19 protein-coding genes and 1 tRNA gene are annotated in these 20,956 nt (G+C 38.3%); 3 read left to right on the forward strand and 17 right to left on the reverse strand.

All coding sequences use genetic code 11. The annotated features are described in order from the left end of the window. Positions 1–325: 325 nt before the first annotated feature. The 7 genes from bamJ to AAEY68_RS03000 form a co-directional block, all read right to left on the reverse strand. Complete coding sequence (gene bamJ / locus AAEY68_RS02970; protein WP_007586200.1) at positions 326–946, reverse strand: BamJ family beta-barrel-assembly machinery protein; 621 nt, start codon at positions 944–946, stop codon at positions 326–328. A gap of 69 nt (positions 947–1,015) precedes the next feature. Then, positions 1,016–1,402 carry a hypothetical protein gene (locus AAEY68_RS02975; protein ID WP_350585437.1) on the reverse strand — a complete coding sequence of 129 codons (387 nt, stop codon included), beginning with the start codon at positions 1,400–1,402 and terminating at the stop codon, positions 1,016–1,018. 53 nt (positions 1,403–1,455) lie between these two features. Then, positions 1,456–1,546, reverse strand: a tRNA-Ser gene (locus AAEY68_RS02980). Between the two features lie 158 nt (positions 1,547–1,704). Next, positions 1,705–2,082, reverse strand: coding sequence for a hypothetical protein (locus AAEY68_RS02985; protein ID WP_007582705.1), 378 nt, complete (start codon positions 2,080–2,082; stop codon positions 1,705–1,707). A 203-nt stretch (positions 2,083–2,285) separates the two neighbouring features. Further along, entirely contained in the window at positions 2,286–2,834 is a 549-nt protein-coding gene (locus AAEY68_RS02990; RefSeq protein ID WP_350585438.1) for an NAD(P)H nitroreductase, read from the reverse strand. A gap of 130 nt (positions 2,835–2,964) precedes the next feature. After that, positions 2,965–3,648 (reverse strand): HvfX family Cu-binding RiPP maturation protein, encoded by a 684-nt coding sequence (locus AAEY68_RS02995; RefSeq protein ID WP_007582701.1) that lies wholly within the window; start codon positions 3,646–3,648, stop codon positions 2,965–2,967. A 93-nt stretch (positions 3,649–3,741) separates the two neighbouring features. After that, entirely contained in the window at positions 3,742–5,703 is a 1,962-nt protein-coding gene (locus tag AAEY68_RS03000; RefSeq protein WP_350585439.1) for an oxidoreductase, read from the reverse strand. 219 nt (positions 5,704–5,922) lie between these two features. On the opposite strand from AAEY68_RS03000, the gene sppA reads away from it, so the two are divergent. Then, a complete protein-coding gene (gene sppA / locus AAEY68_RS03005) occupies positions 5,923–7,788 on the forward strand; it encodes a signal peptide peptidase SppA (RefSeq protein WP_024590136.1) in 1,866 nt (621 codons plus the stop codon). 82 nt (positions 7,789–7,870) lie between these two features. Beyond that, entirely contained in the window at positions 7,871–8,881 is a 1,011-nt protein-coding gene (gene ansA, locus AAEY68_RS03010) for an asparaginase (RefSeq protein WP_007582693.1), read from the forward strand. Between the two features lie 69 nt (positions 8,882–8,950). Here ansA and gnd read toward each other — a convergent pair whose 3' ends face one another. Beyond that, positions 8,951–10,324: an NADP-dependent phosphogluconate dehydrogenase gene (gene gnd, locus AAEY68_RS03015; RefSeq protein ID WP_010554474.1), complete on the reverse strand. Its 1,374-nt coding sequence runs from the start codon at positions 10,322–10,324 to the stop codon at positions 8,951–8,953. A gap of 377 nt (positions 10,325–10,701) precedes the next feature. Here gnd and pyk point away from each other — a divergent pair, with 377 nt between their 5' ends. Further along, positions 10,702–12,138 (forward strand): pyruvate kinase, encoded by a 1,437-nt coding sequence (gene pyk, locus AAEY68_RS03020; protein WP_007582689.1) that lies wholly within the window; start codon positions 10,702–10,704, stop codon positions 12,136–12,138. Between the two features lie 68 nt (positions 12,139–12,206). Here the strand turns inward: pyk and AAEY68_RS03025 are convergent, their stop codons facing one another. From AAEY68_RS03025 to infC, 9 genes are all read right to left on the reverse strand, one after another. Then, positions 12,207–13,031: a LytR/AlgR family response regulator transcription factor gene (locus tag AAEY68_RS03025; protein ID WP_007582688.1), complete on the reverse strand. Its 825-nt coding sequence runs from the start codon at positions 13,029–13,031 to the stop codon at positions 12,207–12,209. Next, positions 13,024–14,100 (reverse strand): sensor histidine kinase, encoded by a 1,077-nt coding sequence (locus AAEY68_RS03030; protein ID WP_165725850.1) that lies wholly within the window; start codon positions 14,098–14,100, stop codon positions 13,024–13,026. The genes AAEY68_RS03025 and AAEY68_RS03030 overlap by 8 nt, the downstream gene beginning before the upstream one ends. Positions 14,101–14,351: 251 nt before the next feature. Further along, a complete protein-coding gene (locus AAEY68_RS03035) occupies positions 14,352–15,908 on the reverse strand; it encodes a SulP family inorganic anion transporter (protein ID WP_350585440.1) in 1,557 nt (518 codons plus the stop codon). A gap of 129 nt (positions 15,909–16,037) precedes the next feature. Further along, positions 16,038–16,496, reverse strand: coding sequence for an Lrp/AsnC family transcriptional regulator (locus tag AAEY68_RS03040; protein ID WP_007375323.1), 459 nt, complete (start codon positions 16,494–16,496; stop codon positions 16,038–16,040). Between the two features lie 107 nt (positions 16,497–16,603). Next, positions 16,604–17,245 (reverse strand): MBL fold metallo-hydrolase, encoded by a 642-nt coding sequence (locus AAEY68_RS03045; protein ID WP_024592375.1) that lies wholly within the window; start codon positions 17,243–17,245, stop codon positions 16,604–16,606. A gap of 1 nt (position 17,246) precedes the next feature. After that, positions 17,247–19,064, reverse strand: coding sequence for a M14 family metallopeptidase (locus AAEY68_RS03050; protein ID WP_350585441.1), 1,818 nt, complete (start codon positions 19,062–19,064; stop codon positions 17,247–17,249). A gap of 487 nt (positions 19,065–19,551) precedes the next feature. Next, entirely contained in the window at positions 19,552–19,911 is a 360-nt protein-coding gene (rplT, locus tag AAEY68_RS03055) for a 50S ribosomal protein L20 (protein WP_002960711.1), read from the reverse strand. A 15-nt stretch (positions 19,912–19,926) separates the two neighbouring features. Continuing rightward, the gene (gene rpmI / locus AAEY68_RS03060) at positions 19,927–20,127 is read right to left on the reverse strand and encodes a 50S ribosomal protein L35 (protein WP_002960713.1); all 201 of its coding nucleotides are present in this window, start codon (positions 20,125–20,127) and stop codon (positions 19,927–19,929) included. A gap of 212 nt (positions 20,128–20,339) precedes the next feature. Continuing rightward, entirely contained in the window at positions 20,340–20,900 is a 561-nt protein-coding gene (infC, locus tag AAEY68_RS03065) for a translation initiation factor IF-3 (RefSeq protein ID WP_002960714.1), read from the reverse strand. Positions 20,901–20,956 lie beyond the last annotated feature (56 nt).

Raw genomic sequence — 20,956 nt, forward strand, 5'->3', positions numbered from 1 at the left:
TTAATGCGGTTTTTTTTATTTTTAGAATATATAATATCAACACGCAGTTATACTTAATCGATTTGAAGGATTAAACCTGATGCTAACTGCGTTAAGAATTTCTGATATACGACTGCATGGATGCTGGAGGTAGAGCAATGCAAGAGCAATTAGTGGTAACAACTAAACAACGAAATTTTTGCCTTGTTATCGACACAATTTTCTTAGCGAAAAATAGATCACTTAATTAAGCTAATTGGTATAAAACTCTTAAATTACAAACACAAAAAAGCCGTATTCAAATTGAATACGGCTTTTTAAATTCTTAAATTAAAATTTATTTAATTTAAGAAATGATTTCGTGTAGCTCAACATCAAATACAAGCGTTGAGAAAGGTGCGATTGCAGCACCTGCGCCACGTTCACCATAAGCAAGCTCATGAGGAACGTAGATACGCCATTTAGTACCTACAGGCATCATTTGTAATGCTTCAGTCCAGCCTTTGATCACGCCACCAACTGGAAATTCAGCTGGTTGACCGCGCTCGTATGAGCTATCAAACACAGTACCGTTAATAAGTGTACCGTGGTAATCAACACGTACTGTAGACTCAGCTGTTGGCTTTTCGCCTTCGCCAGTTGCTAGTACTTCGTATTGAAGACCAGACTCAGTTACTGTGATTTCAGGACGTTTTGCGTTTTCTTCTAAGAATGAAATACCTTCTGCAGAAAGTACTTTAGACTCTTCTTCACGACGAGCTTGAATCTCTTCGTTTATTTTTTCAAATGCAGCTTGGATCTCAGGGATCTCAACTTGAAATGCGCTACCAGCGTACGCATCTTTCATGCCTTCAAATACTGAATTTAGGTTTAAGCCTTCAAAAGGATTAGACTTAAGTTGCTCACCCATTTGTAAGCCAATACCGTAACTTGCTTTTTCAGCATCTGTAGTAAAATTATCTGACATAATGTGTTTTTCACGTTTTGTTAGTTAAAAGACGCGACTATGCTATCACAAAATAAACCGCGTTTGGGGCTAGTTTTTGCTGAGTTTTAGCTTAATTAGGCCAACAATATAACTACAAAGCGGCAAACTGAATAAAATTCCAACAAGTAGAGGCATTGTTAGTAATCCTGATTCGCCAAACAGTAAAAATGGCACTACAAGCAGCCCTATACAACCAATAAAAACAGAGCCAATAACTGGCCAATGCTTATCGTATTTGGTAATAAGATGGGCAGCTAAAATATTAAAACCAACACCATAAATTAAAGCGGTAATTAATGGATACTCTGGTTGAGCATCTATAGCCATTTTTACTAATAAGCTAATAGCACTTTGATAGCAGTAACCAAATACCGTCCATAATAAAAGATGTTTTATTAATTTCTGCGAGGTTGGTAGGTTTGTTGCCTTAGTCATTTAGAAACTCCACAAAGCAAAAAACCGCCCATAAGGCGGTTTTTTTTAAATAATGGTGGAGAGATAGGGATTTGAACCCTAGATGGGCTATAAACCCATGCCGGTTTTCAAGACCGGTGCATTCGACCACTCTGCCATCTCTCCGCACGCCGCGAATAATATGGCTAAATACATAACTTGTAAAGAGCTAAATAGAAATTAATATAAAATATTAACATATTGGATAAAATAGACCCACTTTGTTCTTTTGTTAAGCTCTTCATTTTAATAAAAGTGTAGTTAATGGACTAAAGTTAAACACATTAATAATATTGTTTAGGTCTACGAGCAATCCAAGAGCAGATTAAACAAGCCAATATACTCAGTGCGGTAAAGGTAACGCCTTGAAAAATTAAATCGAATCGATTTAAATCATCACTTGGTACTACAACAAACATAAAAGCTGGTAGCACACTAAGCGATAAAACGTAGCAACATACTTTAAATGCACGCCCAAAGTCGAAACGTTTGGACTGGTGCATCCACCATGTTAACAACACAAGCATACCCATCGCTGAACCGGCTATAAAGTGTGATGCATTTGTGCTCATTGCAACATACAGTGTTACAAAAGCACCAATGATTCCCCAAATTGACCATGCTAGCCAATTCTCTTTTTCACGTAAAAATAAATTTCCCATAGTTTTCGTCTTCTTTATCGTTATTTTTATTAAGACTTTCCATAATGTATCAAAAAACAACCGATTAAAAAACAAACTGAAGAAGATTTAGTAAATTTAGTGCTTCCAAGCGCTTCTTACAGCCAAGTCATTAACTTTTAAATAATACTCTTTGTAACCTTAATGAATTATGACTATGTAAGTTGCGCAAAGTTCATACTATTTCACAAATTACTAAAATAGTGTTCTGGCTTATGGCGAGGCGACTTTTTACAATCGACTTCGGGTGTACCTATATATAAATACCCTACTATTTCATCTTGCTCATGTAAGTTAAGCGCTTTTTTAACCGCGCTACTTTGTGCAAAGTAGCCTGTGCGCCAAACACCGCCTAACCCTTGGGCAAATGCAGCTTGTTGCATCGCTAATACACTACAGCCTGCGCTTTGTACTTGTTCTATTCGAGGAACTTTTGGGCGTTCTTGATATTTAGCAATTGCTATTACAATCATAGGCGCACGAAGGGGAAGCTCTTTAGCACGGTTAATTACTTTTTCTTCTTGTTGCTCTGCCACTGCACTTTGATGGTAAATTTCACCCAGTTTATTGCGTGCATCACCTTGAGCAACAATGAACTGCCACGGTGCTATACAGCCATGATCAGGAACACGTAATGCTGCTTGCTTAATTATGTCGAGCTGCTCAGGCGTAGGGCCCGGCTCTGTTAGTTTAGAGTCTGATTGGCGGGTAAGTAAAAGCTCGATAGCGTTCATAACGATTCCTCAAAATTCAAAACGCTAGAGTAACATTTAAACCCTTAAAAAATAAATACCGAGAAATTAAAATGCAAAACGGCCGCAAAGGGTTAAGCTATGCGGCCGTTAGTAAAGTAGATTAAATACGTTATTCTTTTACAATATTTCGCCTTAACCAGTAATCTATACTAACAAAACGCCCACCGCCCATAAAAAACAAGCTAAGAAGCATAGCAAAATAAATTGCCGAAAATTCTATACCGTTGTTTAAAATAGACGGCTTGCCCTTTTCGTATAGATAATCAGGAAACCCGTGTTCTTCAACTAAGCCACGAATTTTACCTATTCGGTCTTGTACTTCTAGTGAGTTTTCAAGGCTCTCTTTAGCGCCCGGAATTGATAACCAATCGAGCACTTGCGCAGCACTTGTTTCTGGATTAGTTGGTGCTATTGCAAACCAACCATTATGCCAATGCACTGAGGTTGCAGCGACAACCATTGTGAACATAAGTGGGATACTGACCAAGCGAGTTAAAAGGCCAAGTAATAAAAACCAACCTCCTAAAAATTCACTCCAGCCAGCTAAAAAAGCTAGTAAGTCAGGAAACGGTAATCCTAAACCCCATTCATTATTACCAAACCATTGAACTACATCTGGAGATGCTAAAAAGTTATCAAAGAAACCTTCTGTCTCACCGCTTATAGCAAGTTTGTTATAACCTGCAATGATCATAACAGGGGCTAAAATCAAGCGAAATAGCAATGCAGGTAAACCATCTAAAAATGATAGTTTACCCAATATTGCATCATAAAGATTGGTTAGTTTATTCATGCGTATCCTGTGTGTTCACTGTTTATTAAGTTATAGACTATAAACAGCAAAGACCGCATGAATTGATAAACTATTTCAATTTATTTACAAAGGTTAAATACTTCTAGCGACCTGAAGTGCTTCAAAAATAGCGCGTTTAGCATCAATAGCTGCAGCTAGTTTAGCTCCGCCTATAACATGTACCTTTGCGTTATCTGTGTAATTTTCTAGCACTTCGTTATTAGAAACCTGGCCAATACAGGCAATAACCGTGTCTACTGGCAGTACTTGAGTTTCACCAGCAACATTAATAGTTAGTCCGCTTTTATCAAAGCTTTGGTATTGGCAATCAGCAATTTGCTTAACGCCATGCTGCTTAGCAACTTGGCGATGTATCCAACCCGTTGTTTTACCAAGCTCGCTACCAAAACGACCCGTACTGCGTTTTAACATATACAATTGACGTTCATCTTTATGAGGTTGGGCTTCACACTCAATCCCCCATTGCGTTTTAAACTCGCTAATAGTTTGCGATTTATGTTCGCTTAAAAACGCAACCATATCAAAACCTATACCACCGGCACCTAAAATAGCAATTGATTTACCCAGCTCTACTTCGCCGCGTATAACTTCGTCATAAGCAAATACACGCTTATTATCGCTACACTTAATAGAGGCTTCACGCGGCCTAACGCCAGTTGCAAATACGATGTCATCATAGCTTTTAAGCATTGAATCGTCATAAGCTTTACCAAGCTCTACAGTTACTTTTAATCGCTCAAGCTCATTAGTGAAGTAAGTAAGAGTATGGTTAAAGTCTTCTTTACCTGGTATTTGCATGGCTAAATTAAATTGGCCACCCATTTGCGGTTTTTGGTCAATTAGCGTGACGTTATGCCCTTTTTGAGCCAAGTAACAACTTGCCGATAAACCAGCAGGGCCTGCGCCGACTACTAATACGTTTTTAGCTTTGGTTGCTTGCTCTAACGGGTAGTCTAGCTCAAATGCAGCTTGTGGATTAACTAAACACGTAGCACGTTTATTTTTAAATACGTGATCTAGACAACCTTGGTTACACCCTATACAAATATTAATTTGCTTAGATTGATTATTTGCGTATTTATTAAAAAACTCTGGATCGGCAAGTAGCGGCCTTGCCATCGAAATTAAATCAGCCTCGCCTGCATTTAAAATATCGTTAGCTATTTCTGGAGTATTAATTCGGTTAACAGCAATAACTGGCACGCTCACCACGTCTTTTAAACGTTTTGATGCTTCTTTAAATGCACCTGGCGGCACCATACTGGCAATAGTTGGTACACGCGCTTCGTGCCAACCAATACCTGTGTTAAATATATCAACACCCGCTTTTTCAAGCTCGGTAGCTTGTATGACAACTTCCTCTGGTGTTGAACCGTTTGGGATTAAATCAATAACCGACAATCTAAAAATGATTAAGAATTGCTCAGATACTTTTGCTCTTACAGCTTTAACTATTTCAAGCGCAAGTCGCATTCTATTTTCTAGGCTGCCACCAAATTCATCTTCACGTTTATTGGTGTGCGGCGCCATAAACTCATTAATCAAATACCCTTCAGAACCCATAACTTCAACGCCATCGTAGCCAGCTTTTTCAGCCATATAGGCAGAGTGCGCAAAGTCTTTAATTGTTTTTTTAATCGAGCCAAGCGACATCGCTTTAGGTTTATAAGGATTAATAGGTGCTTTTATTGCACTTGGTGCCTGATTGAATGGATGGTACGCATAACGTCCAGCGTGTAATAATTGCAAACAAATTTTTCCGCCGTGTTTATGCACAGCATCTGTGTAAGCGCGGTGCTTAAATACATCGTAATAACTATTAAATGAAGATGAAATAGGTGTTAATTTGCCACGTAAATTAGGGCTGTATCCGCCCGTAATTAACATTGCGGTACCGCCTTTTGCACGTGCTTCGTAAAATGCACGTAAGCGTTTGCGGTTATGCCATCCCTCTTCAAGGCCTGTATGCATTGAGCCCATCACTAAGCGGTTACGTAATTGTGTGTGTTTTAGTTGTAATTGTTGTTCTAACATCTTGTGCCCCGTTAACTGGTCTAACCTGTATACATTAGCTAATTCTGCTTTAATGGCAAGTAATAAGCAATATGTGCCTTCATTTAATTAAAAAAAGCCATAAAAACATGTATTAATAGCACCTCATAAACACTTCGTTACGATTTAGCAGTTAAATTTATTTTTATTCTAGGCTAAGATGGAACTAATGTATTAACTGTACCAAATTAAGGAGCTATTTTGATAGCAAAGGTATTTAAAGGTATTTGGGCTGGAATTAACTTTTCTCGTCGTTTAATACTCAACATTCTGTTTTTATTACTGGTAATTGTTTTCTTAGTGTCACTCTCAAGTGACGACGATAAAATAATAGTTGAAAATGGCTCTGTGCTTAGGCTTAACCTAAATGGCCCTATTGTTGAAGAAAAAACATACATAGATCCGGTCGAAGCTGCAATTAGTGATGCTACTTCTGGTTCTGAAGCGCCAAGCGAAATATTACTTGACGATATTGTTGAAGTAATAAACGAAGCGACTAAAGACGATCGCATTACGGTGATGCTGCTTGATTTACAAGAAATGCCTAAAGCGCATTTAAACAAACTTAAGCAAATTACCAATGCTATCGATGCATTTAAACAAGCTGGCAAAAAAGTGATTGCATCGGGTTATTACTATACCCAAGCACAATACTATATTGCATCACATGCTGATGAAATAGCTATGCACCCATACGGTAGCGTAGGTATTGAAGGTTACGGCATGTATCCGCTTTACTTTAAAGATGCACTTGAAAAGCTTGAAGTAACGCAGCATATTTTCCGTGTTGGTACATTTAAGTCAGCAGTAGAACCTTTCATTCGTAACGACATGTCTGAAGCAGCCAAAGAAGCTAACCGTGTTTGGTTAGGCGCTCTTTGGAGCGAATACAAACAAGATGTTGCTGCGGTTCGCCCATTTGATGAGTCAAATTTCGACGAGACAATGGACGTATATCTTGAAAAAATGAAAGCTGCAGATGGCGATGCAGGTAAATATGCACTTGACCACCAGTGGGTTGATTCTTTAAAAACAAATCAACAAGTTCGCAAACAATTAATTGATTTAGTTGGCGCACAAGAAGATGGCAAAACATTTAAGCAAGTTTCATTTCGTGAATACTTAAGCTTAGTTAAACCACCGATTGAATTTGATAACCCTATTACCGAAAAAGTCGCCGTTGTAGTTGCTAAAGGTACAATTGTGGATGGTGAGCGTAAAGCTGGAGAAATTGGTGGCGACTCTACAGCAGCCCTACTTCGTAAAGCACGCCTTGATGACAAAGTTAAAGCGGTCGTACTGCGCATTGATTCAGGTGGCGGTAGTATGTTTGCCTCTGAAGTTATTCGTGCAGAAGTATTAGCGCTTAAAGCTGCTGGTAAGCCTGTTATTGCCTCTATGAGCTCTGTAGCTGCATCAGGTGGTTATTGGATTGCCTCTGCTGCAAACGAAATCTGGGCAGCACCGAGTACTATTACAGGTTCAATTGGTGTATTTGGTACGTTTATGACATTTGAAAAAACCTTATCTAAAATTGGTGTTTATTCAGATGGCGTTGCAACAACCGAAATGGCTGGTTTTTCTATCACTCGTCCCCTAAACGAAAAAATGGGTCAAGTAATTCAGATGAGCGTTGAAGAAGCATACGGTCGCTTTTTAAATGTTGTCGCTGATGCCCGTAATATGACGCCTGAGCAAGTTGATAAAATTGCCCAAGGCCGCGTATGGATTGCATCTCAAGCACTTGAACTAGGTTTAGTAGACAAACTTGGTGATAAACAAGATGCTATAAAAGCAGCTGCAGCACTTGCAAAACTTAATCACTATGAAGTTAAAACCATTAAACAAGATTTAAGCTCGCAAGAAAAAATGATTCAAAATATTTTTGGTAACGCGTCTATTAAATCGATGCTTGGTTTACAAACACAAAAAACATCTGTGTTAGCAACGCAAGCTAACTTGCAAAGCGTTATTAACCAATTAAGTACTGAAGTTGAAAACCTTAAAGATTACAACGATCCACAAGGTGTATATGCACGCTGTTTAGTGTGTAACGTTGCACAATAAAAGTGCATAGCTTTACCTAATCAGCTGTATTTAAAGTTACTTAACGTTATACTAAGCCCAGTTTTTTTACTGGGCTTTTTTTATGAAACGTAAACGCATTTATATCGCTTATACTGGCGGTACTATAGGTATGAAAAAATCGAGTCGAGGTTATATTCCTGCTGAAGGTTTTTTAACAGAAACCGTAGTAAACAACGCAGAGTTTAACCGTGATGAAATGCCTTTGTTTGATATTCACGAATACTGCCCTCTTATAGATTCTTCAGATATGTCTCCTGAGCATTGGCAACTTATTGCTGATGACATTAAAGATAAATACCAAGATTATGATGGTTTTGTTGTGCTTCATGGCACCGATACAATGGCGTATACAGCCTCAGCACTATCGTTTATGTTCGAAAATCTAACTAAACCTGTAATTGTAACTGGCTCACAAATTCCGCTTTCTCAATTACGCTCAGATGGTCAAGTAAACCTTCTGAATGCAATGTATTTAGCGGCAAATTATCCAATTGCAGAAGTAAGTCTATTTTTTAATAACCAACTGTTTAGAGGTAACAGAGCAACTAAAGCCCACGCCGATGGATTTAATGCATTTGCGTCGCCTAATCTTGATCCCTTAGCGTTATCGGGTATTAGTATTCAACTTATTAAAGGCCAACTTAGTCCTTATGTTGAAAATGAGCTGCAAGTTACTCCTATTACACCTCAACCCATTGGTGTGCTTTATTTATACCCTGGTATTAGTCAAGAAGTGGTTAAAAGCTTAGTTAATGGCAATATTAAAGCCTTGGTGTTGCTTAGTTTTGGTGTAGGTAATGCACCGCAAGATCCTAACTTTTTATCAATACTTGAAGAAGCAAGTAAACGTGGCGTCGTTATTGTTAATTTAACCCAGTGCTTAAAAGGCCATGTAAATATGGGCGGCTATGCAACGGGTAATGCACTGTTAAATATTGGTGTTATTAGTGGATACGATATGACCCTTGAAGCGTGTTTAACTAAATTACATTATTTATTTAGCCAAAAGCTAGAAGTCGAGACGATTCGTCATTTAATGCAAGACAATTTACGTGGTGAATTAAGCCGTTAAATCTCACCGCGCCTAAAATACAAAAGGCACGCTAAATAGCGTGCCTTTATCGTTTTAAACAACTGTTTATTACCTAACTTTAGCGTCGATATCTACTAAGTCAGTTAAATGGCATGTTTCACCGCTATGGGTTTTAACGCCGTGCTCACCAAAGTAATCACGCTGGGCTTGAACTAAATGCCCATTACTCGGTGTGGTTAATGTTGCTAAATACGTTTGTGTAGCACCCAATACAGGGAATGCTAAACCAGTCATTATTGCTTGTCCGGTAATTTTGCGCAAAGAGTTAGACTCTTTCTCAAGGGTATCAATAAATTCAACACCTTGTGCAACGCTATCAAGGTAGTCAGCACGAATAATACAACCAGCACGCCACGTTTGAAGCGTTTTAGATAAATCAACTTTCCACTGATGAGTACGTGATGCACCTTTAATTAACGCTAAACCTTGGCGATACGCTAGTAAGCTTGCAAGTAAGAACGCCTCTTTTAGCTCTTCTAAATCAATTTCAACATTGTTAGTTGATTTAGATGCATACGTCATCTCTTGTGCTGCCGTTGTATTACATGCATTAGTTAAATGACGAGCTTGTACAGCAGCAACAAGTGAAGGAACTGCAATACCAAGTTCTAGTGCATTTTGCGCAGTCCAAAGACCAGTACCTTTAGCGCCAACTTTATTATCAATTAAGTCCGCAAGCGGTACATTATTATGATTTTCAAGTGACAATATGTGGCTAGAAATAGACAGTAAGTAGCTATTTAATTGACCTTCTGACCAGTCATTAAATATCTCAGCCACTTCTTTTGGAGAACGATTAGTGCCTAAACGAAGTAATTGGTACACTTCTGCAATAAGTTGCATAAGTGCGTATTCAATACCGTTGTGAACCATTTTTACAAAATGACCACTTGCTGATTGACCAACACGTGCAAAACACGAGTCGCCATTATAGCTAGCAGCTACTTTTTCAAACCATGGCTCAATACGTTCCCAACCACCCTCAGAACCACTTGCCATCATTGCAGGACCATGGCGAGCGCCTTCTGCACCGCCAGAAATTCCCATAGTGGCAAATTCAAATTTATTTTGGTATTTAAGTTTACGCGTTATACCGTCTTTATAATTACTATTACCGCAATCGACAATCATATCGTCACAGTTAACGCCGGCCTCTACAAGTTCATTACAAACTGTATCAACTAACTCACCAGCAGGAACAAGTAATAAAATAGAACGAGGTGCCTCTAAACGCCTTACCATGTCTCTTAAATCAGAGACAATGTGAAGCCTATCAGCCATGCCTTGAGATTTAGCACAACTTAGTAACTCTTCACCCGCATGTGGGTTTTTGTCATAAGCGACTAGCGTTATCCCTTTTTCAATCAAGTTTAGGGCAAGATTTTTTCCCATAACGCCTAACCCTACTAATGCAACTTGCATCTAGTGTCCTCCTCGGTAACAACTATTTGGTTAGAAAATTCAGTGTATAAATTAAATAATACCGCGTGCATTATACTCATACAGTCATAAAATACTAATTATGAGTCAATACAACATGCTTTTTTATTACAGATAAATAAGCTACGTAATTATATCAAACATCAATGGTCTCGGGGTGACTAAAAGCAAAGCTAATTGAAATTAAGATCATTGACGCATTCTGACACCGGTGTCATAATGATGACACAATAGTTTTGTATAAAATAGTGGCAAACCTTTGAAGTTTGCACATAACTAAAATATTTTATTCTAATATAGATATTTTAAGTCAACAAAATAACGTCAACATGCTTTCACCAAGCAAACAGGAGAAATTGATGCTAAGACGCACGAAAATAGTCGCTACCCTTGGACCTGCTACCGATAGAGATAACAACTTAGAAAAAATTATTATCGCTGGGGCTAATGTAGTACGTTTAAACTTCTCACATGGTGTTGCCCAAGATCATAAAGACCGTGCACAAGCTGTACGCGATATTGCAAAAAGATTAGGCAAGCATATTGCTATCCTTGCTGACCTTCAAGGCCCTAAAATCCGCGTTTCTACTTTTAAAGAAGGTAAAGTAACGCTTGCTGTGGGTGCAAAATTTACCCTTGATGCAAAAATGGAAAAAGGCGAAGGCGACATAAACTCTGTAGGTATTGATTATAAAGAATTACCTAACGATGTAAGCCCTAACGATTTACTACTTCTAAATGACGGCCTTATTCAATTAAGTGTTGATGAAGTAGCTGGGCATTTAGTGCATTGTACAGTCACTGTTGGCGGTGTTTTATCTAACAATAAAGGTATTAACCGTTTAGGTGGTGGCTTAACTGCTCCAGCATTTACTGAAAAAGACAAAGAAGATTTAATAACTGCCGCTGAAATTGACGTAGATTACATTGCCGTATCATTCCCACGTAGTGGCGACGATATGCGCTACGTACGCTCACTTGCTGAAGCTGCTGGTTCAAAAGCACAGTTACTTGCTAAAATTGAACGTGCTGAAGCCGTTGAAACCCAAGAAGCTGTTGATGACATCATTTTAGCGTCTGACGCTGTAATGGTTGCTCGTGGTGATTTAGGTGTTGAAATTGGTGATGCTGCTCTTATGGGCAAGCAAAAACTAATTATTCGTCGTGCTCGTTCATTAAACCGTACTGTAGTAACAGCAACGCAAATGATGGAATCGATGATCGATAACCCTATGCCTACACGTGCAGAAGTTATGGATGTTGCAAATGCTGTTCTTGATGGAACAGATGCTGTAATGCTTTCAGCTGAAACAGCTGCAGGTGATTATCCTGAAGAAACAGTTGCGACTATGGCACGCGTTTGTTTAGGTGCTGAATCGCAAAAAGAAACGCACGTTTCTAAACACCGTTTAGATAGTCGCTTTTCTAACAATGCTGAATCAATTGCGCTTTCTGCTATGTATGCAGCTAATCACTTAGATTCTGTTAAAGCAATTATCACACTTACTGAATCTGGTAGTACGGCTAAATTAATGTCGCGTATCAGCTCAGGCTTACCAATCTACTCGCTTTCACGTCATGCGAGTACATTAGGTCAAACAGCACTTTATCGTGGTGTTTACCCAGTATTTTTTGATTCTACAAAAACTGAAAAAGACGGTATGGTAAAAGCCGCGCTTGATACTTTAGTTTCTCAAGGGTCTTTACAGTCTGGCGATACAGTAATTATTACTCACGGTGACTCAATGGAAACTGTGGGCGCAACTAACACAATGAAAATTGTAACTGTTGCGTAATTAAACGCCGAATATAAAAAATGCGAGCTTAGCTCGCATTTTTTGTGTCTGTAATAAAAGCGTTAGCTTTAACTTGCTAACGCCGCTTTAACCTTATCTCGGTAGCTACGGCTCACTTTTAATTCTTGGCCATTTTCAAGTACTAATAAATACTCACCACTTACTTGTGTAACCAGTTTACTAATTTGTTTTGTATTTACTATTGCGCTGCGATGTACACGCACAAATAACTGAGGGTCGAGCTCTTGCTCAAGCTCTTTCATTGTTTTACGTAGAATATGCGTTTGTCCGTCTTCACAGTGCAAACACATATAGTCACCTGCTGCATCTACCCATTGGATAGTCGCTACTGGTACACGAATAATTTCACCCTGCTCTTTTACAGCAAGCGATTCTGGGTAACGTCTGTCTGTTAGCATATCGCCAGTGGCTAATTTTTTAAGTATTTCTTCGCAATTGTTACCAGTAATACCGGCTACAAAACTCGCTAGTTTTTTCTTATGGGCGTTGTCTTGCTGCGTTTTTAAGTAGGTATGCACTTTTTCTACCGCCTGTTTTAGTCTGTTATCATCAACGGGTTTTAAAATGTAATCGAGAGCATGAATTTCAAACGCTTTTACAGCAAACTGGTCAAAGGCCGTTACAAATACGATCGCTGGTAATGCTTTTGAGCTTTCGCTAAGGGCTCTTGCTACTTCAAAGCCATTCATACCTGGCATTTGAATATCTAAAAAAACCAAATCAATTTTCTCGCTTTGACACATTTCAATTGCATCAGCGCCTGAACTACACAATTTAATTACTTCAATATCAGAGTATTCTTCGAGCCTTACCGCTAAACCTTTTCGTGCTAACGGTTCATCATCAACAATGAGTGTTTTTATTTTAGTCATTTTTCACAGCCTTCTCAAAAGGTACTCGCAGATTAACTTTTAATCCACTTGGCGTATTATGTGATAATACAAACGAATAATTATTTTCATACAACGTTTTTAATCTATCTTTGGTATTAGCGACACCTACGCCTTGAGCGTTAACTAATTGGCCATCGAGTATGTCAGTACCTGGGCCGTTGTCGCCCACTTCTAGTAATAACTCATTCGCAAATACCTGTGCTTTTATATCAATTACTCCACCTTCTGTTAGATGGGCAATAGCATATTTAATCGCGTTTTCTATAATAGGTTGCAAAATTAAGCTCGGTACTAAAGCCTCTTTAGCTTGCTCGCTTATATCTACATTTACCTTTAATCGCTCATCAAAACGTACACGTTCTATTTCTAAGTAAAGCATGAGCGCATGTAACTCTTGCTCTAACGGTACTTTTTTTATTGGATCGGTATTTAATGTATAACGTAGAAAGTCACTTAACCTTGCTACCATTAAGTTAGCATCTTTGTTTTCTTTAACCAAAATTAAAGTAGAAATAGCGTTAAGTGTATTGAATAAAAAATGGGGGTTAAGCTGATACCTAAGCATTTTTAATTGCGCTTCGTGTGCCATAGTTGTGGCTTTTAGTGCTTTTTGTCGCTCACTTTGTAATAACTGATAATATTTAACACCAAAGTACAAACCACTCCAACATAAAATAATATATACAGAATCTAAGCCTTGCTGCAGGTAATAAAACCACTCCTCTGGTCTATAACCATGGCGGTATATTTCCCACAAATTAAATTTTTGAACGACAGCCCATAGAGTGCCCGTTATATAAGAGGCACCAAATACTACAATCATTAATACCCAAGGCGAGGCATTCCAAATTTTACGGTAAATATACCTAAGCGGCACTGTCATCAAACAACCAGCGTAAGCATTCAATAAAATAACAAATACGTATATATCACGCATTTCAAATACTTTAGAGCCAATATAATTTACTAACGCATAACCAATCCAGCCTGCAATTTGCAAAAGCCAAAAAAAGCGTTGTCTGTTATCGACTAAAGATTGCCAGTTCAAAATAGATGTTTACTCCGTATAGTTAAAGACTAATTCCATAAAATAGGCGCTTGTTATTCTTTATTATTCTTACCTATGTAGGGCTGATTTTAATAAAATTAGATAGTCTTATTATATAGATTTATGAGTTTGCATAGCACTACAGCCTACCTTGCTTTTTAATAGTCTTACCGCAAACAAATAGTAGATACACTAAAAAAGCGAAAGGTTATCCACCTTCCGCTTTTTAAATATCAATAGCTTTGTGTAAATTAAGCTAGTTTGTCTGATGCTACTTTGTATGTTGGATCTTCAATCACATTCACTTCAACCAAATCACGTGCTTTATGCAACAACTGCGTACAGTCTTTACTTAAGTGACGTAAGTGAAGTTGTTTACCTGCTTTTGTGTACTTATCAGCAAGTGTGTCAATTGCTTCTATTGCACTGTGATCAGATACGCGGCTATGCTTAAATTCAACAATTACATTTTTAGGGTCATTTTTAACATCAAATAACTCTGCAAAGTTTTTAACTGAACCAAAGAAAAGCGGGCCATGTAACTCATATACTTTAGCGCCTTCTTCATCAATATAGTTAGTTGTGTATATGTGCTTAGCATGCTGCCAAGCAAATACTAATGCAGATACAATAACACCTACACATACTGCAATCGCTAAATCGGTAATAACCGTCACACCCGATACAAGTACTATTACGAAAGCGTCAGATAGAGGCACACGCTTCATCATTTTAAAGCTGGCCCATTCAAACGTACCTAATACAACCATAAACATAACACCAACAAGTGCAGCTAGTGGGATCATCTCAATTAAGCTTGAAGCGAATATGATGAACGCAAGCAACATCAATGCAGCACTTATACCCGATAAGCGAGAACGACCACCTGAGTTAATGTTGATCATTGATTGACCAATCATTGCACAACCACCCATAGCACCAAACATACCACAAGTAATATTTGCAGCGCCTTGGCCTATACACTCTTTATTACTATGACCGCGAGTTTCTGTAATCTCGTCAATTAAGCTAAGCGTTAATAATGATTCAATTAAACCAATAGCCGCTAAAATAAGTGCATAAGGAAAAATAATTTGTAGCGTTTCGAAAGTAAACGGCACAATAGGAATATGAAACTGAGGTAAACCGCCTGCAATTGTTGCAGCTTCGTCGCCTGTCATTCCTTTTAAGAAATCAACTACAGTATGCGCTTCTAAATCCAAACCAATGACTAAAGCAGTCACTGTAATAATAGCGACTAATGTAGAGGGTACAGCCGTTGTTAGTTTAGGTAAAAACTGAATAATAGCCATGGTTAAAGCCACTAAACCAAGCATAATATATAACGAGTTACCCGTCATCCATTCTTGTCCGCCCATACCATCAGGCACTTTAAATTGTCCTAACTGAGCAAGAAAAATAACAATAGCTAAGCCGTTTACAAAACCAAGCATTACCGGATGAGGAACCATGCGGATAAATTTACCGAGTTTAAATACACCCGCGAGTATCTGCAGTATGCCCATGAGCAATACGGTCGCAAATAAATACTCAACACCATGATCAAGCACTAAACTTACCATAACAACAGCTAGTGCACCGGTTGCACCTGAAATCATACCAGGGCGGCCACCAAATATAGCCGTGATTAAACCAACGATAAACGCGGCATATAGACCAACTAAAGGTTCTACATTTGCAACAAAGGCAAACGCAACAGCTTCTGGCACCAAGGCTAGCGCCACAGTTAATCCAGATAGAATATCGTTTTTAGCAGAGCTAGGCGCCCTACTGAGTAAGTTAAACATTGAGTTCCTCAAATGGTGTAATGGGTATCAAAAAAAGCGCTAAATCCTACCAAATTAGCGCTCAGTTAACAATTGTCATTATGTGGTTAAACTAAACTAAAAGAGGTTTAGCTTTTAAAAGAAGTGCTTTTATAAAGGGAGGGAAGTACTGCGTTTTACACATGTCATTGTTACATTAGAATGTACTTCTTGTACATATTCTAAGCTTAGTAAATTATCGCGTACAAAGTGCTCATAACCTTCTATGCCTTGTGAAATTATGCGTAGCATAAAGTCCATTGTTCCGGCCATGGTGTAACACTCTGTTACTTGATCATAACTCATTATAAGTTTTTCAAATTCAGCAAGGTTCTTTTTACCGTGATTTGATAAGCGCACATGTGCATATACAAGCATATCAAAGCCAAGTTTTTTCTCATCTAAAAGAGCCACTTTGCTTTTTATATAACCATCTTGCTCTAGCTTGGCAATTCGACGCCAGCATGGAGACTGAGACAAGCCTACTTTATCAGCAATTTCTGCGGTTGATAAACTAGCATCTTGTTGTAAAAGTGCCAATATTTGGCGATCTACGTGATTTAGAGACATTTTATTTCTTATTTATCAAATAAACTGGTTAAATTATACAATCATTTTAAAACTCAGTCTGCTTATTTTTAATTTTTATGCAGTTTGCCAAACTTCAAATAAGTAACTTAACCAAACTTACCACTCACAAAAGGGTTTGTTTGTTTTTCAAATCCAACCGTAGTGTCGCTCCCATGCCCTGCCAATATTTTAGTATTATCAGGTAAGGTTAGAATATGCGTCTTAATCGACTCTATAAGTTGTTCGCTGTTCCCCTTAGGGAAATCAGTTCGCCCTACTGAGCCTTTAAAAATAACATCACCTACAATAACGCATTCATTGTCTTGTTGATAAAACACAATATGACCAGGTGTATGCCCTGGGCAATGCTTCACTAAAAAGCTAAGTTTACCTACGCTCACGGTGTCGTTATGGTTTAGCCAAATATCCGGATAAAAAGGCTCAATGGGTTTAAACCCGAACATTTGTGCTTGCATAGGTAAGTTTTCAAACCAGAAGTACTCATCTTTTTGTGGGCCAATAATTTGTACGTTAAATTGATTACGTAAAATATCAGCCCCACCCACATGATCTAAATGCCCGTGCGTTAACCAAATAGCACTTAATTCTAGTTTATGCTCATTAAGGGCTGCTACTATTTTATCAGGGTCGCCACCTGGGTCTATGACTACGGCTTGTTTAGTTTCACTACACCAAATAATACGACTATTTTGTGCAAATGCAGTGACGGGTATGGTTATAATTTGCATATTAGATTTCTTTACTTTTTTGATCCGGGATAACAACTTCTTCTTCAAATGACATCAATATTGGGTACTTTAAGTACGCTTGATCATAAAATGGACTTTGCTCATATAACCAGTTTAATCTCGCATCAGCGTCGCTTGCGAACGATTTATCTTTAAGCTTTTCATCAAACTTAAGCGCTAGCTTTGGATTGTCTTTTAGCATTTGGCGTGCAAACGGAATTAGTGCATAGTTTTCCATATACTCAGTACGCTGAAAAATAGTATTAAATTCCCCCCATGCAAAAAACGAATCTGGTGCTTCAGGATGCAATAAATGCACAGCAAGCTCACCTGCTTTTTGTTGAGTATTGACTTGATACCAACCATCTAAATCTACATTTATAGCTGGGACATAATCAAAACTTGCTGACACTCTAAAACGGCCTTCAAATGGTGCTTTATCAAACGTGTAGTCTGCCACCTTTGCTACTTTTAAAGGCTGTGTGTTTGCCCCTTCAAGTTTATTAATAGAGACACCATGTAACTTTAGTTTCTTAATAATATTGCGATATACAGGCGGAATAAAAAAAGCTTTAGGTACTTCAACTGTATGTTGTACATCTTTTTGCCAATAAATAGGTAAGTCGGTATATGTATGTACTTTACCCAAATACTTCACTTCATTTTGGCCTGAGAGCGCATTCATGCTTGATGAATACTCAATACCTTTAAACTGCGCAATCGTATCAGCTTGCTTGGAATAGCCACGCTTTACTATTAACTGTTTAGGAACAAATTCCTGTTCTTTTTTTACTGCATTAGCTAATTCATGACTGTGCTTTGATAGCGCAGTAATAGCACCATCTAAAAATACGTAAGTTCCTAATACACGTTGCTTGTAAGGCTTCAATGAATGATTTTCAACTAAAATAGTCGGTAATGACTTTAAATCACCCCAACCATTTGAAAAGCGCGGCGTAGCAACCCATCCCGCTAATCCTTTTTTAAAGTCGCGCTTGTCCATAACAAAAACAAGTGGCCCTGGCATGTGCCCTTGCTTAGCTAGCGTATCGTCAATCAGAGGCTTAAAAAACTGGTTTAGTGCATCAGATACCGCAGGCGACTCGCTTGAAAATACCGGATTGTAGCCATAAGTCACATCGTATTGGTAATCTGCGCCGTCGGTTACGTGTACATCAATGTATAAATTTGGGTTGTAGTCGTTAATAACCTTTAAAACACTTCTAACTTCTGGGGTATCTAATTTAGTAAAATCGCGATTTAAATTAAGGTTATTAGCATTTGTTCTAAAGCCCATTTTTGTAGGGCCCCGTTGATTGATGCGATTGAATGCACTACTACGTTCGTGTCCATCTACATTTAATATAGGAATAAATAATATATTTACCTTTTTTAAAATGTCACGGCGCTTACCCGTCGCTATATCTCTGAGTAACATAAACATGGCATCTTTACCGTCTATTTCACCAGAATGTATTCCTGCCTGAATAAAAATAGTTGGCTTAGTGCTATTAGCCATTTGCCTTGCTTCAAAAAAACCTTGTTCACTGGCAATCAACATTTTTATTGCACGCTTGCTATTACTATAGCCAATGGTTTGAGATTGAAACTGAGTAGGGTTTGCAGCAACTAATCTATCTACAAATGCCATTGTATTTGCATAATCTGGCGACGCTTCACCTTCTGACAACTCAAAATCAGTAGTTAACGGCCCTTGTTTTTGTAAAAGCTCTACGCTTTTCCCCTGCCACTCAATTAATGGAGGTAAGTGTGCGTCATACGCCACACTTGCAGATAAAACTAGTAAACTTGCAAACATAAAATTCTCTAACAAACGCCTTAATTATATAAATTATATCAACTAAATTTTTTATAATGAGGAAACTGCGGTGATTCAACAAAAAAATGCAGCCAATTACATGTCACTCATTCACACCTGTCTTTTAAGGCTATATAACGTTATTAATGTACAGTAATTCATTACATAACTATTTATACCAACTCGTAAAAATACTTAATCAATTTAACGGATTACATCTGACGCTAACAGCGTCAAAAATGTCTGATATACGTCTGCATGGATCCAGGAGAGTGAGCAATGATGGAGCAATTGCCAAGAACAACTAAATAGTGAATTTCGCCCTGCTCTAACGTATCTTTTTATCGATAAATAGAGCTAATATAAGCAGATGGGTATTAATTTGAAAAAGCCGATTTAGCTCAGCTATAAAAAAGTGTAAGTTATTAAATTACAGGCACAAAAAAAGGAGCCATAGGCTCCTTTTTTAATACTTATATGAAAAAGCTTAAGCGGCTAGGCCTTCTTTTGCTTTTTCTACAAGCGCTGCGAATGCAACTTGGTCATAAACAGCGATATCTGCAAGGATCTTACGATCGATTTCTACAGATGTCTTTTTAAGACCATTGATAAAACGGCTGTAAGACAGACCATTTTGACGTGAAGCAGCATTGATACGTGCAATCCATAATTGACGGAAAGTACGTTTCTTCGCACGACGGTCACGGTAAGCGTATTGACCCGCTTTAGTAACAGCCTGGAAAGCTACGCGGTAAACACGTGAACGTGCTCCGTAGTAACCTTTTGCTTGTTTTAAAACTTTTTTGTGACGTGCACGTGCGACAACGCCGCGTTTAACTCTTGCCATTTCTAAAAACCCCTATTAAGCGAACGGTAACATACGTGAAACTAGACCATGGTCATTTTTATGAACCATCATCTTAGGACGTAGGTGTAACTTACGCTTAGAAGTTTTCTTAGTCAGAATATGACGAAGATGCGCTTGTTTACGCTTGAAACCGCCAGAAGCAGTCTTTTTGAAACGCTTAGCAGCGCCACTGTGACTTTTTAGCTTATAAGCCATTGCAATAACTCCAAATTGTATTGCTTTTAAATTAGTAAGCAGGCGTGAGATATATTTCTATAGCTCCACTTTTAGGCCTAACTTACTGCCATGTTCCGGTGAAGACCCAGCATAAATGCCGCAATCTTACTTTAATACCGGTTAACTCAGGTGAATATTCGCATATTACTTGCAGACCTGAGCTAATTTCGGTGCGTATTATCGCTTAAAAATTATTTTTTAGCAACAGGCGCCATCATCATAACCATTTGGCGACCTTCAACACGATTTGGGAAAGACTCAACTACTGCAAGTTCTTCTAAATCGGCTTTGATACGGTTTAATAATTCTATACCAATTTCTTGGTGAGCCATTTCACGACCACGGAAGCGGATAGTAATCTTAGCTTTATCGCCAGCTTCTAAGAACTTACGTAAGTTGCGAAGCTTAACCTGATAATCACCTTCATCCGTACCAGGACGGAATTTGATTTCTTTTATCTGGATTTGCTTTTGCTTCTTCTTCTGCTCTTTTAGTTCTTTGCTTTTTTCAAAGATGAACTTACCGTAATCCATGATTCTACAAACAGGCGGCTCAGCGTTTGGACTGATCTCAACAAGATCAACACCCGCTGCATCGGCCATAGTTTGCGCGTCTTGTAATGACTGAATTCCAGCTTGTTCGCCTTCAATGTCAATTAAACGAACTTCTTGCGCTGTAATTTCTTCGTTAATACGATTTTTTTGAGCTGTTTGTTGCCCTTTCTTGCCGCCTCTAATAGTACGTTCCTCCAAGAATATCAATAATATAAGCGTGTAATTGGCTGTTTGTTAATGCCTTACACGCTCGA

The organism is Pseudoalteromonas sp. RB2-MNA-CIBAN-0110 (assembly GCF_040309305.1).
Lineage (GTDB): Bacteria > Pseudomonadota > Gammaproteobacteria > Enterobacterales > Alteromonadaceae > Pseudoalteromonas > Pseudoalteromonas arctica.